The sequence below is a fragment of the Jannaschia pohangensis genome, from assembly GCF_900113875.1.
GTDB lineage: Bacteria > Pseudomonadota > Alphaproteobacteria > Rhodobacterales > Rhodobacteraceae > Jannaschia > Jannaschia pohangensis.
The window spans coordinates 673,550-688,380 of record NZ_FORA01000001.1; the positions used below are offsets into that span (position 1 = coordinate 673,550).

13 protein-coding genes and 4 tRNA genes are annotated in these 14,831 nt (G+C 65.2%); 9 read left to right on the forward strand and 8 right to left on the reverse strand.

Features of this window, described 5'->3' with window-relative positions; genetic code table 11:
* The first annotated feature begins 70 nt into the window (after positions 1 to 70).
* Positions 71 to 1,567, forward strand: a complete 1,497-nt coding sequence (locus BM002_RS03305; RefSeq protein WP_092777269.1) for a CoA-acylating methylmalonate-semialdehyde dehydrogenase — start codon at positions 71 to 73, stop codon at positions 1,565 to 1,567.
* A gap of 397 nt (positions 1,568 to 1,964) precedes the next feature.
* A complete protein-coding gene (locus BM002_RS03310) occupies positions 1,965 to 2,522 on the forward strand; it encodes a hypothetical protein (protein ID WP_139212226.1) in 558 nt (185 codons plus the stop codon).
* 6 nt (positions 2,523 to 2,528) lie between these two features.
* On the opposite strand, the gene BM002_RS03315 is transcribed toward BM002_RS03310, so the two are convergent.
* Both BM002_RS03315 and BM002_RS03320 read right to left on the reverse strand, forming a co-directional pair.
* A complete protein-coding gene (locus BM002_RS03315) occupies positions 2,529 to 3,023 on the reverse strand; it encodes a VOC family protein (protein ID WP_092777273.1) in 495 nt (164 codons plus the stop codon).
* Between the two features lie 99 nt (positions 3,024 to 3,122).
* Positions 3,123 to 3,704, reverse strand: coding sequence for a DUF805 domain-containing protein (locus BM002_RS03320; protein WP_092777275.1), 582 nt, complete (start codon positions 3,702 to 3,704; stop codon positions 3,123 to 3,125).
* A 196-nt stretch (positions 3,705 to 3,900) separates the two neighbouring features.
* Between BM002_RS03320 and BM002_RS03325 the strand changes: the two genes are divergently transcribed.
* The 4 genes from BM002_RS03325 (at position 3,901) to mmsB (ending at position 7,756) form a co-directional block, all read left to right on the forward strand.
* Entirely contained in the window at positions 3,901 to 4,494 is a 594-nt protein-coding gene (locus BM002_RS03325) for a L,D-transpeptidase (RefSeq protein ID WP_092778721.1), read from the forward strand.
* Between the two features lie 121 nt (positions 4,495 to 4,615).
* On the forward strand, positions 4,616 to 5,755 hold the full coding sequence (locus tag BM002_RS03330) for an acyl-CoA dehydrogenase family protein (protein ID WP_092777277.1): 1,140 nt from the start codon (positions 4,616 to 4,618) through the stop codon (positions 5,753 to 5,755).
* A 91-nt stretch (positions 5,756 to 5,846) separates the two neighbouring features.
* The gene (locus tag BM002_RS03335) at positions 5,847 to 6,887 is read left to right on the forward strand and encodes an enoyl-CoA hydratase/isomerase family protein (protein ID WP_092777279.1); all 1,041 of its coding nucleotides are present in this window, start codon (positions 5,847 to 5,849) and stop codon (positions 6,885 to 6,887) included.
* Positions 6,884 to 7,756: a 3-hydroxyisobutyrate dehydrogenase gene (mmsB, locus tag BM002_RS03340; protein WP_092777281.1), complete on the forward strand. Its 873-nt coding sequence runs from the start codon at positions 6,884 to 6,886 to the stop codon at positions 7,754 to 7,756. The genes BM002_RS03335 and mmsB overlap by 4 nt, the downstream gene beginning before the upstream one ends.
* 51 nt (positions 7,757 to 7,807) lie before the next feature.
* On the opposite strand, the gene BM002_RS03345 is transcribed toward mmsB, so the two are convergent.
* Positions 7,808 to 7,884 (reverse strand) — tRNA-Asp (locus BM002_RS03345).
* Between the two features lie 606 nt (positions 7,885 to 8,490).
* A tRNA-Asp gene (locus BM002_RS03350) sits at positions 8,491 to 8,567 on the reverse strand.
* 191 nt (positions 8,568 to 8,758) lie between these two features.
* Between BM002_RS03350 and BM002_RS03355 the strand changes: the two genes are divergently transcribed.
* Positions 8,759 to 9,508 (forward strand): SDR family NAD(P)-dependent oxidoreductase, encoded by a 750-nt coding sequence (locus BM002_RS03355; RefSeq protein WP_092777283.1) that lies wholly within the window; start codon positions 8,759 to 8,761, stop codon positions 9,506 to 9,508.
* Positions 9,509 to 9,602: 94 nt separating this feature from the next.
* Here BM002_RS03355 and amt read toward each other — a convergent pair whose 3' ends face one another.
* The 4 genes from amt to BM002_RS03375 all read right to left on the reverse strand — a co-directional run bounded on the left by amt (position 9,603) and on the right by BM002_RS03375 (position 13,390).
* The gene (gene amt / locus BM002_RS03360; protein ID WP_175484789.1) at positions 9,603 to 12,458 is read right to left on the reverse strand and encodes an ammonium transporter; all 2,856 of its coding nucleotides are present in this window, start codon (positions 12,456 to 12,458) and stop codon (positions 9,603 to 9,605) included.
* 118 nt (positions 12,459 to 12,576) lie between these two features.
* Positions 12,577 to 12,652, reverse strand: a tRNA-Val gene (locus tag BM002_RS03365).
* 35 nt (positions 12,653 to 12,687) lie between these two features.
* Complete coding sequence (locus tag BM002_RS03370) at positions 12,688 to 13,290, reverse strand: histidine phosphatase family protein (RefSeq protein WP_092777287.1); 603 nt, start codon at positions 13,288 to 13,290, stop codon at positions 12,688 to 12,690.
* A gap of 25 nt (positions 13,291 to 13,315) precedes the next feature.
* A tRNA-Val gene (locus BM002_RS03375) sits at positions 13,316 to 13,390 on the reverse strand.
* Positions 13,391 to 13,647: 257 nt separating this feature from the next.
* On the opposite strand from BM002_RS03375, the gene BM002_RS03380 reads away from it, so the two are divergent.
* Positions 13,648 to 13,836, forward strand: a complete 189-nt coding sequence (locus tag BM002_RS03380; protein WP_092777289.1) for a hypothetical protein — start codon at positions 13,648 to 13,650, stop codon at positions 13,834 to 13,836.
* Positions 13,837 to 13,915: 79 nt separating this feature from the next.
* Complete coding sequence (locus BM002_RS03385) at positions 13,916 to 14,827, forward strand: glutaminase (RefSeq protein ID WP_092777291.1); 912 nt, start codon at positions 13,916 to 13,918, stop codon at positions 14,825 to 14,827.
* Positions 14,828 to 14,831: the final 4 nt, after the last annotated feature.

A 14,831-nucleotide genomic window follows, 5' to 3' on the forward strand; every position in this document is an offset into this window, starting at 1 on the left:
TACCCTGCCCCTCTGCCTCTGTTCGCGCAAGGTTGCAGGCGCTAAACTGCGCCAACTCAGGGAGGGTTTCATGGAACAGATCGGTCATTATATCGACGGCGGCGTGGTCGCAGGCTCGGGTCGCACGGCGGATGTCTACAACCCGGCCACCGGCGAGGTGCAGGCAAAACTGGCCCTCGCTTCGGCCGCCGACCTCGACCGCGCGGTCCAGATCGCCGCCGCGGCCCAACCCGCGTGGGAGGCGACGAACCCGCAGCGCCGCGCCCGCGTCCTGATGAAATTCGTCGAGCTTCTGAACCGCGACATGAACAAGCTGGCCGAGGCGCTGTCGCGCGAACACGGCAAGACCCTGCCCGATGCGGCGGGCGACGTGCAGCGCGGCCTCGAAGTCGTCGAATTCTGCATCGGCGCGCCCCACCACCTCAAGGGCGACTTCACGGATTCAGCGGGCCCCGGCATCGATATGTATTCCATGCGTCAGGCGCTTGGCGTCACTGCGGGCATCACCCCCTTCAACTTCCCGGCCATGATCCCGATGTGGATGTTCGCGCCCGCCATCGCTGCCGGAAACGCCTTCATCCTCAAGCCTTCCGAACGCGACCCGTCGGTGCCGATGATGCTCGCCGCGCTGATGGAGGAGGCGGGTCTGCCCAAGGGCATCCTGCAGGTCGTCAACGGCGACAAGGAAGTGGTCGACGCCATCCTCGACCATCCGGTGATCCAGTCGGTCGGCTTCGTCGGATCGACCCCGATCGCGGCCTATATCTATGAGCGGGCCAGCGCCAGCGGCAAGCGCGCGCAGTGCTTCGGCGGGGCCAAGAACCACATGATCATCATGCCCGACGCGGACATGGATCAGGCCGCCGATGCGCTGGTCGGCGCGGGTTACGGGGCTGCGGGCGAACGCTGCATGGCGATTTCGGTGGCCGTGCCCGTGGGCGACGACACCGCCGACCGCCTGATCGAAAAGCTGGTCCCCCGGGTCGAGGCGCTCAAGGTCGGGCCCTATTCCTCGGGCACGGATGTCGACTTCGGGCCGGTCGTGACCAAGGCGGCAAAGGACAATATCCTGGCGCTGATCCAGTCGGGCAAGGACGCCGGCGCCAAGGCCGTCGTCGACGGCAGCCAGATGTCGGTGCAGGGCTACGAGAACGGGTTCTTCGTCGGCCCCGTCCTCTTCGATCACGTGACGCCCGACATGGAGATCTATCGCAAAGAGATCTTCGGCCCCGTCCTGTCGACCGTCCGCGCGCAGACCTACGAAGAGGCGCTCGGCCTCGCCATGGACCACGAATACGGCAACGGTACCGCCATCTTCACCCGCGACGGCGACGCCGCCCGCGACTTCGCGAAGCGCGTGAATGTCGGCATGGTCGGCGTCAACGTGCCCATCCCGGTGCCGCTGGCCTATCACACCTTCGGCGGCTGGAAGAAGTCGATGTTCGGTGATCTGAACCAGCACGGCCCCGATGCCTTCCGCTTCTACACCCGCACCAAGACGGTGACCGCACGCTGGCCGTCGGGCATCAAGGAAGGCGGCGAATTCTCGATCCCGGTGATGGAGTAACCCGTGGCGTTGTTCAATCTGACCAAGGTCTTCGGACGCAAGGCCCCGTCCCAAGACCTGACCGTCCAGCATTTCGCCGCCGCCGACTTCCGGCTGGACGGTGGCCCGCAATGTCTGGCGGCGATGCGCATGCTCCGGGTGTCGCCCGACATGGCGGCCACGGTGACCCACGCGTGGAACGGCGTGCCGCTGACGCTGTCGACCGATGGCGACGGCATCCTGCGACAGGTCACGCTCGGGTCCCAGACCCGCAGCGAGGCGGATCTGGCCGATCTGCCCCCCATCGAGAATTGGGAGCGGAGACAGGGTGGAACCCTGTTGCCGACGTACTTCGATCAACACCTGGGCCAGGTCGCCCTGCCCCAGGTTCCCGTCCGCGAGGTCCGTGCCTTCGTGGATGCCAACGACGGCCCACATTGCCTTGGCGGCGACCTGCCGTCGGGCTTTCGCACCGCGACCGGGTCTGGGCCCGAACGGGACGCAATACATCGGGACGCTCGCCGCCGGTGCGGATTTCCCGGACCTTTCCTTCGACCTGCATGTGTCGGTGCCGGTCTTCGACGAATATGCCTCGATCACGCTGGACTACACCGACCCGATGGCCCCGACGCTGGTCGCGGAGGGCACGCGCTATCTTCAAGACGACCCGAGCGGGGCGCCGCGCGACGCCGCACAGACCTGGACCCGGCATGGCCTCGCCACGGCCCCCTGCGCGGCCTGGACGCCCCATCCGAAGCCCGGCCAGACCGGCGTCCCCGCCTTCGTCCAAAGCCCGGTGTTTCCGTCCACGCCGGATGGCACGCCGATGGCATTCCTGGCGCAATTCGCGTCGCAGCCCCGGATGCCCGGCCCGACGCCCGACGCCCCCGGCCTGACCTTCTTCGGCAGCGGCATGCTCTATCTCTTCTGGGCGGCCGAGCGTCGCCTGCTGACGGCGATCATCCAGGACACGTGACTTGGGTCAAAGCGGCCCGGCCTCGGCCAGCAAGGTCTCGAGGTCGAGCGGCGCGTTGACCATGGCCAGCGCCCCGTGCGCATCTCGGGGCCAATCGTCGCGCGGCCGGTCACGGTACAGCTCCACCCCGTTGCCATCGGGGTCATCCAGATAGACGGCCTCGCTGACCCCGTGGTCCGCCGCGCCCGTCAGGTCGTGCCCCGCATCCAGGGCGCGTTGGACCGCCTGCCCCAGCGAGGCGCGGTCGGGATAGAGAAAGGCGCTGTGATACAGCCCCGGATGGCCGCGCGGCGCGGGGGACGCGCCCGCACTGTCCCATGTGTTGAGGGCCAGATGGTGATGATAGCCGCCCGAGGAGAGGAACGCGGCATGTCGCCCATAGCGCGCCGTCACCTCCAGGCCCACGACATCGGTATAAAAGGCGACCGACCGTTCCAGGTCCGCCACGCGCAGGTGGACATGGCCCAGGGTCGGGGCGGTTTCGGGACGGGGTCGCGTCATGGCACCCTCCGGGTTGGGACTATCCTTCCCCAGAGTTGGCCGCAGAAACGGCCCCTGTCGATGTCCGTCGACGCACCGGCCCTGTGCGCACCTATGGGATCAGTTCGGCATCCGCGACTGGCGCAGGGCGCGCAGGGCCTCGGCCCCCTGCACCCGGTCGACCTCGCTGCGGGGGCGCCCGATAGGGTCGAACTCGCTGTCGTACCCGGATGAACGGCGCGGTTCGGGCGCAGCCTTGCCCCCTCCGCCCCACACCGGGCCAAAGCTGTTGCGGGTCGTATCGCCCGGCAGGATCAGCAGGACCAGCAGGATGATAAATCCGACAAGCGGAATCAGGGTGATCCAGACCCACCAGCCGCTGCGATCGGTGTCGTGCAAACGCCGGATGGCGACCGCAAGGCTCGAGAACCAGATCCACCACGAGGCGATGGTGATACCCCACCACACCGGAACGCTGACCGCCTGGGTGGCCATCATCTCGATCTCCAAGGCCGTCAGGGTCGTGCCGGTTCGCGCGCTGTTCCAGCCGAGGACGACGGCAGGCCAGTAGATGGGGGAAGTCACCAAGGCCGACAGGATGAAACCGGTCAGGAAGAACCACCAATACTCGCTTGGCCGCGCACGGCCCCGCCAGGTGAACGGGTTGATGAGACACCGGACTGTCGCGTCTATGGGTCCCATGGCTGCCTCCGGGGGATAATTTCCGCTCAACCTGGCGCCCGATTGCGGCGCGGCGCGGGCACGAATTTGGTCAGACTGGGAAGAGTCGCACGAATGAACTTCGTTTCAGTCTCTACGACAATGTGATGTGCGTTCCGGCAACGAATCGTGCATTCCCGGCGTTGAGTACACGATGACAATTGATAAGGAGGCGTCGATGACCCGTCAAAACCGTCGCACCATTCTTTTGGGCGCAGCCGCCGCGCTCGCCACACCCACCGTTCTGCGCGCACAGCAGCAGTTCACCGCCGAGGATTTCGGCGGCGTGACCGGCCCGACCGAGACCCGCCGCAACACCTCCAGCTTCCAGATGATCGACTGGCGCGACCACTTCCAGTCGCTTGGCGTCGGGGTGATCATCGCCGACACCACGTCGCGCGCCCTGCATTACTGGGATTCCACCGGGACCGATTACCGCCTTTATCCGACCTCTGTCCCGATGACGGACGAGCTGACGCGGCGGGGATATACCTCCATCGTGCGCAAGCAGGTTGCGCCCAGCTGGACCCCTACCGCCAACATGCGCGAGCGTAACCCCGAGTTGCCGATCCGCATGGAGGGCGGCGACCCGGGCAACCCCCTGGGCACGCACGCCATGTATCTCGACTGGCCCGCCTACCTGATCCACGGCACGCACGACACGCGCAAGATCGGTCGCCGGTCGTCGTCGGGCTGCATCGGTCTCTATAACGAGAAGATCGCAGAGCTTTACGGCCTGACCCAGATCGGCACCCAGGTTCGCCTGATCTGACGGCCAAACCGGTTTCACACGATCAACGCCCGCCCGACCCGGCGGGCGTTTTTCGTTTGCCCTTCCGCGTCGCTGCGGGCATAATTGAACAGGTGTTCTATTCTGCGCCGGGGAGGGCCTGATGGACTTTGCACTGACCGAGGAATCCCAAGCCATCTTCGACATGGCCCGCGACGTGGGCCAGACCGAGATCGCGCCCCACGCCCGGCAGTGGGAGGCGGAAGGGAACATCCCCAAGGACCTCTGGCCGAAACTGGCGGCGCTGGGGTTCGGTGCGCTCTATGTGTCCGAAGATCACGGGGGCAGCGCCCTGTCGCGCCTTGACGCGACGCTGGTGTTCGAGGCGCTGAGCATGGCCTGCCCGTCGGTCGCGGCCTTCCTGTCGATCCACAACATGTGCGCCAAGATGATCGACGCCTTCGGCAGCGACGCGACCAAGGCCGCCCACCTGCCCCGCGCCGTAACCATGGAAACGGTGTTCAGCTATTGCCTGACCGAACCGGGCAGCGGGTCGGACGCCGCCGCGCTGAAAACGAGGGCGACGCGGACCAACGAAGGCTACCGCCTGACCGGGACCAAGGCCTTCATCTCGGGCGGCGGCTATTCCGACGCCTATATCGTCATGGCGCGCACCGGCGACGCGGGCCCCAAGGGGATCAGCGCGTTGATCGTGCCCGACGGCGCGCCCGGCCTGTCCTTCGGCGGGCTGGAGGACAAGATGGGCTGGCGGTCGCAACCCACGCGCCAGGTCCAGCTCGACGATTGCGCCGTGCCCGCGGACGCGCTTCTGGGCGAGGAGGGGCACGGTTTTCGCTATGCCATGGCGGGTCTCGACGGCGGCCGCCTCAACATCGCGGCCTGTTCGGTCGGGGCCGCGCAGCAGGCGCTGGATCAGACCGTCGCCTATGTGCGCGAGCGTCAGGCGTTCGGGAAACCGCTCGCAGACTTTCAGAACACCCAGTTTCGCCTCGCGGAAATGGAGATCGAGCTTCAGGCCGCCCGCACCTTCCTCCGTCAGGCCGCGTGGAAACTGGACCAGGGCGCGGTGGATGCCACCAAGTTCTGTGCCATGGCCAAGAAGCTGGTGACCGAAACCGGATCGCGCGTGGTCGACGGCTGCCTGCAATTGCACGGCGGCTATGGCTATCTGGCCGACTACGGGATCGAGAAGCTGTCGCGCGACCTGCGGGTGCACCAGATTCTGGAAGGCACGAACGAGATCATGCGTCTGATCGTTGCACGGGATATGCTGCGCGCCTAACCTTGGGATAGCACCAGGCTGCGGGGGCGGAGCGAGGGGCCGGCCCCTCGCGCTCCCCGGAGTATTTGCAAAGCAGAGAAGAAGGCAGATCGTGACGTCCGATATCCATATCCGCACCCAAGGACGCGCCGGTCGCATCACCCTGAACCGGCCTGAGGCGCTGAACGCGCTGACCTGGGACATGTGTCTCGAGATTGAAAAAGCGTTGGATATCTGGCGGCTGGACGACGAAGTTCATCTGCTTTTGATCGATGGCGCCGCCGGGCGCGCGTTCTGTGCCGGCGGGGATATCGTCGACATGCACCGCGCCGGGACCGAAGGGCGTTTTGACTATGGGGCGCGGTTCTGGGGCGATGAATACCGGCTCAACGCCAAGCTGTTCCATTTCCCGAAGCCCGTGGTCAGCTTCCTGCACGGCTTCACCATGGGCGGCGGCGTCGGCGTCGGATGTCACGCCAGTCACCGCATCGTCGACGACAGCAGCCGCATCGCCATGCCCGAGTGCGCCATCGGTCTGGTGCCGGATGTGGGCGGCACACTTCTGTTGGCGCGCGCGCCGGGACGACTGGGCGAATACCTCGGGGTGACGGGCGCGCGCATGGGGCCGGGCTGTGCGATCCATGCCGGTTTTGCCGACTACTACGTGCCGGACGGGTGGGACGCGCTGAAGGCCGCGCTGGTGGCAGATGGCGACCCGGCAGCCGTCGACGCCGCCGCATCCGCCCCGCCCGGGTCCCCGCTCGCCGCCGACCAGGCGCAGATCGACGCGCTCTTCGCCGGAGAGACACTGGGCGATATCGCGCGCCTTCTGACCGGGGACAGCCCGCTCGAGGTGTCGGCGCGCAAGGCCCTCCACGCCAATGCCCCGCTCTCCATGGCCTGTGCCGTGGAAATGCTGCACCGTCTGGGCGACGATCCCACCATCGAACAGGCCCTTGGGATGGAGGCGCGCTTTACCTTCCGCGCCCTTGAACAGGGCGATTTCGTCGAAGGCATCCGCGCCCAGATCATCGACAAGGACCGCACCCCCCGCTGGACCCATGCGGGCCCCACGGATGTGCCCGCGATCGATGTCGCCGCCATGCTGCGCCCCCTTGGGCCCCTGGCCCCAAACCTGGAGATCTGGACATGAACATCGCCTTCATCGGCCTCGGCAACATGGGCGGACCCATGGCCGCCAACCTGACCCGTGCGGGGCACTCCGTCACCGGCTTCGACCCTGACGCCCCCGCCCCCGAGGGCGTCACCATGGCCGACAGCGCCGCCGCCGCGGCGACCGGGGCCGAGGTCGTCATCACCATGCTGCCCAACGGCGCCATCCTGCGGCAGGTCGCCGGGGAGGTCATCCCCGCCATGCCACCCGGTGCCGTCCTCCTCGATTGCTCCACCGTCGACGTGGAGAGCGCGCGGGCCGTGGCGGACATGGCCGCCGCCCACGACCTGCTGGCCCTCGATGCGCCCGTCTCGGGCGGGATCGGCGGGGCGGCGGCGGGCACATTGACCTTCATGGTGGGCGGAAGCGAAGCCGCCCTGGCCATCGCCGCGCCGCTCCTCGACGTGATGGGCGGGCGCACGGTGCACTGCGGCCCCTCGGGTAACGGACAGGCGGCCAAGATCTGCAACAACATGATCCTGGGCGCGACCATGGTCGCCACCTGCGAGGCCTTCGCGCTGGCCGACAAACTCGGCCTCGACCGGCAGGCGATGTACGATGTCGCCTCCACGTCCTCGGGGCAGAGCTGGTCGCTCACCACCTATTGCCCGGCGCCGGGCGTGGGGCCGACCGCGCCCTCTGACAACGACTACAAGCCGGGGTTTGCGGCCGACCTCATGCTCAAGGACCTGGGCCTGTCCCAACAGGCCGCCGAGGCCGTCGACGCCGATACGCCGATGGGGGCCGAGGCGCTCCGCCAATACCGCGCCTTCGTCGAAACCGAAGACGGCGCGGGTCGGGATTTCAGCGCCATGCTGCCCCGGTTCGCGGCGCGCTCCCGCGGCTGACGGGCGAACGACCGCCCCGAAAGGGGGCACGTCCGGGACAAAAGGGGAAAGTGGCGCGGTTGACGGGGCTCGAACCCGCGACCCCCGGCGTGACAGGCCGGTACTCTAACCAACTGAGCTACAACCGCGCGATTGGGGCGAGATAGCGGGGCGCGCCAAAGGGGTCAATGGGGATTGTGCGCGCCGCGCGGATGCGGGACGCTTTGGCCAAGGAGACCCGATGGCCAAGACGTTTGTTCCCCACCGCCATGGTGCCTGCCCGATCTGACATTTCCGGAAGACAGAGATGCGAACGCGACGAGTTCTGGCTTGGCGACTGACCGGTTCCGCGAGACTCGCCCGAACCTGACAGCTCAGGAAAACTTTGACCTTGGCACTACCGTGGTATTGACGCTGATGAGGCGGAGGCTTTGCCAAAGAAAACGGTCTTGCGGATCGTATTGGAAGAACACAGGCCCCGCCGCTGGCGCAGCTGCGGTCGCGGTCATCGGTGCCTGCGGGTTCACATAACTCGTCTATGTCTTGGGCAACAGAACTGGTGGTCCCAGCAGGTCTCACGACGATGGAAAAGCTGCCCTGGAGTCCACCCTAACCGCGAACCCTTACCAACCCGTCAGCGTGCACAGTTCGTATGTACGGGGGGTGTACAGCGGGTGCACACAGGGTGACATGGAAAAATCGCACGAAAACAGGGGCCTGGCACTCCTTCATTCGAAAATGTCGAAGAGGGAAAGTGGCGCGGTTGACGGGGCTCGAACCCGCGACCCCCGGCGTGACAGGCCGGTACTCTAACCAACTGAGCTACAACCGCGCATCCGCCGGTCGCCCGGCGTGTGCGGTGTCTATGGCGCGCCCCCCGTCCCGTCAAGCGGGGAGAGCCGTGTTTTTTAGCCATCCGCCCCCGGCCTATTCGTGCACCTGTCCCAAACCCGGGTCCGGCCCACATCGCTTGCCCATCGTCCCCGCCCCGCTACAGTGCCCCATCTGGGAGAGGGAGCGAAAATGGAAAACATCGCATTGGTCACCGGCGCAGCCCGGGGCATCGGCTTGGCCACCACCAAACTGTTTCTGGCCGAAGGCCGCCGCGTCATCATGGTGGACAACGATACCGAGGAACTGGCCCATGCGGCCACCGACCTGACCGGTGCCATTCCCCTGCCCTGCGATGTCAGCGACCCGGACGCGGTCGCGCAACTGGCGGCACGCGCCAAGGCAGAGATCGGCAACGTCTCTGCCGTCGTCAACAACGCGGGACTGGCCGACTTCGGCCCGATCGAGACGACCGATTTCGAAAGATGGCGCCAGGTCATGGCCACCAACCTGGACGGCGTATTCCTTATATCGCAGGCCTTTACATCCTCCCTGAAGGCGACTCGCGGCGCCATCGTGAACATCGCATCCATCAGCGCCCTGCGCGCCTCGACGCTGCGCGTGGCCTACGGCACTTCCAAAGCCGGGGTTGCCCATCTGACCCAACAACAGGCGGTCGAACTGGGGGAGCACGGCATACGGGTGAATTGCGTTTGCCCCGGCCCGGTGCGCACGAAATTGGCGATGGCAGTCCATACGCAGCAAATCATCGATGCCTACCACGATGCGATTCCGCTCAACCGGTATGGTCAGGAGACCGAGATTGCCGAGGCGATCGTCTGGCTCTGTTCCGACAAGGCCAGCTTTGTCACTGGTCAACGCCTGGCCGTGGACGGCGGGTTCGAGGCGACGGGAATCGGTCTTCCGGCGTTGCGAAGCTAAGCCGCGACCCAGCGGCTTTATCGCAGCGGCAGACAGGCATGCCGATCACCGGGCCGAACCCATCTATTGGCTCGATGGGTCAGGCTTGAGCCGATCAGGCCGCCTTGCGGGGCACCGAATGGTCTCCGGTGAAGGTCTCCAGATAGTCGAGGGTCTTGCCGACTTCGGTGTTGAGCTGTTCGGACAGTTTCGACGTCTTGCTGGCAAGCGCGAGGTTGTCCTCCGCACTCCTGGAGACTTCGTCAGCGCGCGCGCGCATGTCGACGACCTGCTTTTGCTGCAGCGCCCCGACCTCGCAGAGCCGTTCGACGCAGGACGAACTTTCGGCCATCGCTTCCGTAATGCTGGCCAGGGACTGATTGGCTTCGGACACCAGTTTCACTCCCTGAGACACCGCGTTCTGCACGCCATCCGTCCGGATCCGGATCTCGCCCGCGGCCTCGGCCGTGCGGGTCGCGAGGTTTCGGACTTCCTGGGCCACAACCTGAAATCCCTTGGCAGAATCCTGTCCGGAACCGCCACCGTTTCCGCCACGGATCGCCTCGATCGAGGCGTTGATGCTGATCATCGTCGTCTGGTTCGATATCTCCTCGATCAGGGCGACGGCCTCGGAAATGGCGGACATGGCGGCATCGATCTCGGTCATGTGTTCCCGCGTCCGGGTCGTCAGGTCCCGACCATGGCCCGCGCGTTGTGCCGCCGTCTTGCACAGGGCGTCGGCGGTCATCGCGGTCGACAGCGTCTCGCCGTTGGCGCGGGTCAGGTCTTCCATGAGGTTGCGGTTCTCCTCCAGCGAGGCGCGCTGGAGCTGTGACTTCTGGCGAATATCCTCGTTGCTCTCGGCGATTTTCGTGCTGGTCTGAAACACGGCGTCAGCGGTGCCCTTGATCTGGCTCATCAAGTTCGAGATGCCGCCCGCCATGTCCGAAACGGCGTCGCCAATCTCGGCATAACGACCGGAGTAGTCGCCCGACATCTGTGCCGTCAGATCGCCGCTTCCAACAGCCCGCAGGGTTTCGAACAACTCGGTCAGGCCGCGCTCCGATATCTCGCACAGGGCGTTGATATCACCACACAGATCCGCAAAGGCGCCCTGCTTGCCGTCCATGCTGACGGTTGTGCTGAAATTGCCGTGGGCTGCGGAACTTACCGTGGACTGCACCTGCTCGAGGACAAGGCCGAAGGTGTCGAGCGTCGCATTGATCGACTCCTGGATTTCGGCCAGTGATCCCTCGAATTTGCCTTCGATACGTTGTGAAAGATCGCCGCGTGACACGGCCGCGAGGCTGAGCCCGATGGCCTGCAACGTCTGCTCGGTCGCGTCGCAGATGTCATTGATCCCTGAAGATATCTCCAAAAGGAAGTCTTTCTTGCCCTCGGTCGACAGCCGTTTGCTGTAGTCGCCCTTGGCACAGGCCTTCATCACATCGGACACCTCGGCCTCGACGGCCATGCGCTTGGCTTTCTCGGTCAGGTACTTCTGCTGTTCGGCGGCGTGTTCGCCATCGATGTTGTCCATGATCTTGTTGAAGAGGACGCTCATCTCATAGGCCTCGTCCCCGTAGTCCATCTCGAGCCGCTTTTTCGCGCCTGTCATGTCCCGGGCCACCTCGGCCATGATCGTCTGCAGGATCCCCGTTCCCATGGGCGTATCGTGCTCGCTTACGTTGAGGCCGTCCGTCTCCTCCTTGGCGGTGACGCGAAGACCACCGCCATGGGGCCCGAGCACAAAGAAGCGATCGGCAGCCTTGAGGATGATGTATCCGGTACCGAAGGACCAAGCGAAGACGAGGACGATGCCCTGAAGCTGCACGAAAGCCTGGCTCAACCGACTGCCGGTCACCAGCGCCTCTTCGGGACCGAACAGGGCGACGGCCAGCGTTCCGAACATGCCCGCGAAGCCGTGGACCGGAATCGCGCCCAGGGGATCGTCGATCTTCAGGATATCTTCCAGAAGGATGGTCGCAAAATGCACGACGACACCGGCGAGCACTCCGATGAAGAAGGCAGCCTGGGGCGTCATGATGTCGGCCCCCGCGGTGATCGCCACAAGGCCGCCCAACGTGCCGTTGATCGACGACACGGGGCGAAACACGCCCATCCCGATGCGACCGATGATCATCAAGGAAAGACCGCCGCCCGCACCCGCCACAACGGTGTTCGCCACGACCTGAGCGAATTCCGTGGTGCCCGTCAGGACAGAGCCGCCATTGAAGCCGATCCACCCGACCCAGAGGATGACGACGCCACATGTGGACAGGACCGGCGAATGGCCATGCAGCACGCGAGCCTTGCCGTTCTCGTCGTACTTGCCGATTCGGGGCCCGAGGATGACGACGGCGGCAAGGGCGACCCAAGCACCGACAGAATGCACGACCGTGGAGCCAGCGAAATCCATGAAACCGAGGGATTTCAGGAACGGCTCATTGTCTGTGTTGAGCAGATCGCCCCAGGCCCAATGGCCCGCGACCGGATAGATCAGCAGGGCAATCGCGACGGTCGAGATGAGGTAGCCGTTGATCGCCATCCGCTCGGCAACGGCGCCCGACACGATGGTGGCAGCGGTGCCGCAGAACATCATCTGGAAGACGAAAAAGGTCACGTCCCAGCCTTCGAAGGCCCCGAAGAACAGCATATCGGGCTGCCACCCCCAGATGCCGTTCCCGCTGATCCCGAACATGAGCATGTAGCCGAAGGCCCCGAACAGGCAGACCGACACGATGAAATCCATCAGGTTCTTCTGGGCCACGTTCACGGAATTCTTCGACCGGACTTCCCCGGCTTCGAGCAGCAGGAACCCGGCCTGCATCAGGAAGACGAGCGCCGCCGCGGTGATCGTCCAGACATGATCGAGGTCGGTCTGAAGGGCGAGACGGTCGGCCGGGCCTTGGGCAAAGGCCACCGCGGGAAAAATCGCCGACCCCATTGCGAGCGCAACCGTTCTGATCATCTGCCTGGCCTCCACCATCGCTGTGATGTGGGGCCTAAGGCAAAGGTCTTGCCAAACATTTAACCGGCGCGCGCGTCACGCCATAGCCCGGCGCTTTTCGTCATGTCAGGGGTTTGGCTGGTGGGTGGTGAGGGGCTCGAACCCCCGACATCCTCGGTGTAAACGAGACGCTCTACCAACTGAGCTAACCACCCACGCGTTGCCCGGATACCGCCTTGGCCGGATGGCATCAAGGGCGTGCGTCGGGCCAATCGGAGAGAATCGGCGTCAAGCGGCGCTCCATGCCCCGGGCCAAGTGGAACGCGATGCCCTGCCCGCCGACCAGTTGAGATATTGCCGCCCTCGGAAGCCCGAGGACGATCGTCCGCAGCATCCGCGCCGTCATGCCGTGCGTCACGAGGATCGTCGGTCCGGCAAGATCCGCCAGAAACGACCGGCACCGCTCTTCCAGCGCATCGAACCCCTCGCCACCGGGCGCGGCCCCGTAGAGGTCGAGCAGGTCGGCATCGGCCGACATACCGGGGCTTTGCCGGATGGTCTCGACCGCGACGCCGGTCCATTCCCCAACCTCGATCTCGCGCAGGCGCGAGTCGGTGCGGGGCGGCGTCCCGAACGCCAGCTCGGCTGTCGTGCTGGCGCGGGGTTGCGGGCTGCTCAGCAGGGCATGGCCTTTCGGCCCGATCCCCATACGTGCGAACATCGAACCAAGGGCGAGCGCCTGCGCACGCCCCCGGGCGGTCAGCGCCGAATCGCGTGCCCCCTGCCAGCGGCCCTGCAGATTCCATTCGGTTTCGCCATGGCGGAACAGGATCAGTTCGGGCAAATCAGCCAACGCGCATTCCGGACAAGAAGGGAAATGGTGGGTGATAAGGGATTTGAACCCCTGACATCTTCGATGTGAACGAAGCGCTCTACCACTGAGCTAATCACCCATTCCATGGGCGGCTTTAGGCGATGGCGCAGAAGGGATCAAGTCCGCTTGTGGCAAATTTCCCCGCTCGTCCGAGGGTCCACAGGGTTCGGCGAAAATGGGGCAGAGTGGAACTTTTCCGCCCAAATTGGCGTTTAGACCTCTGAATCGTAGCGTGACTGCAAGGCAAAAAGACGAAAATCCATTGAATGTCTTGACTCATACCCCCCTCGCCGCACAGTCGGCGTTAATTACCGAAACTCTGCTTAAGGACACGACATGACCCGCGCACTCACTCTCGCCGCCGCCATCGCCGTAGCAACTGCAACCACCGCTGCCGCCGGCAACACTGCTCCCGCTCCTGTGGAACCGCAGGTCATCGTCTCCGACACCTCGTCGTCGGCCGGCGAAGGCTACATCGTTCCGCTACTCTTCCTGGTGTTCCTGGCGAACGCTTTGGGCAACTGAGCCGACTTGACGATCCGGCCCTTGGGGCCAAGAGGAAGGGCCCTTCGGGGTCCTTTTTCTATTGAGATGGACCGGTCGCATGGACCTGCAACAGATACTGGACGATATCGCCACCGAGGTGGCGTCACTCCCCGATCTGGGGCGGGTGGCGACCTATATCCCCGAACTGGCCGATGTGGACCCCGGTCATTTCGGCCTGGCGATCGCGCTCCCTGATGGTCGGGTCCTGACCAGTGGCGAAGCCGATGCGCCGTTCTCGATCCAGTCGGTCTCCAAGGTCTTCACGCTCGCCCTGGCCCTTGGCCGTCTGGGCGAGCTTTTGTGGCACCGGGTCGGTCGAGAGCCATCGGGCCATGCCTTCAACTCGATTCTCCAGCTCGAACAGGAGGCGGGAATCCCCCGTAACCCGTTCATCAATGCCGGTGCAATCGTCGTGACCGATGCGATTCTGGAGGGTCGCCAGCCCCGCGAGGTTCTGGGGGAATTGCTGCGCTTCATCCGGGGCGCGACCGATGACGAGGATATCCGCATCAATGATCGGGTCGCCGCCTCCGAGCAGGCGCATGGTCATCGCAACATGGCCTTGGCGCAGTTCATGGCGGCCCATGGAAACCTGCGCAATCCGGTCGAGATGACCTGCGGCACCTATTTCCACCAATGCGCCATCGAGATGTCGTGCCGCCAGCTGGCCTGCGCCGGGCGGTTCCTGGTCGGGGGGCCGGGTATGCCCCGGCTCATCGCGCCGGCACGGGTGCGGCGGATCAATGCGCTGATGATGATGTGCGGCCATTACGACGCATCGGGCGACTTTGCGTTCAACGTCGGCCTGCCCGCCAAGAGTGGGGTCGGAGGCGGCATCCTGGCCATCGCGCCGGGGCGCGCATCCATTGCCGTCTGGTCCCCGGGGCTGAACGCCAACGGAAACTCTCTCCGCGGCACCTATGCGATCAAGCGGTTGACCGAGATGACGGGCTGGTCCGTCTTCGGCTAGGCCG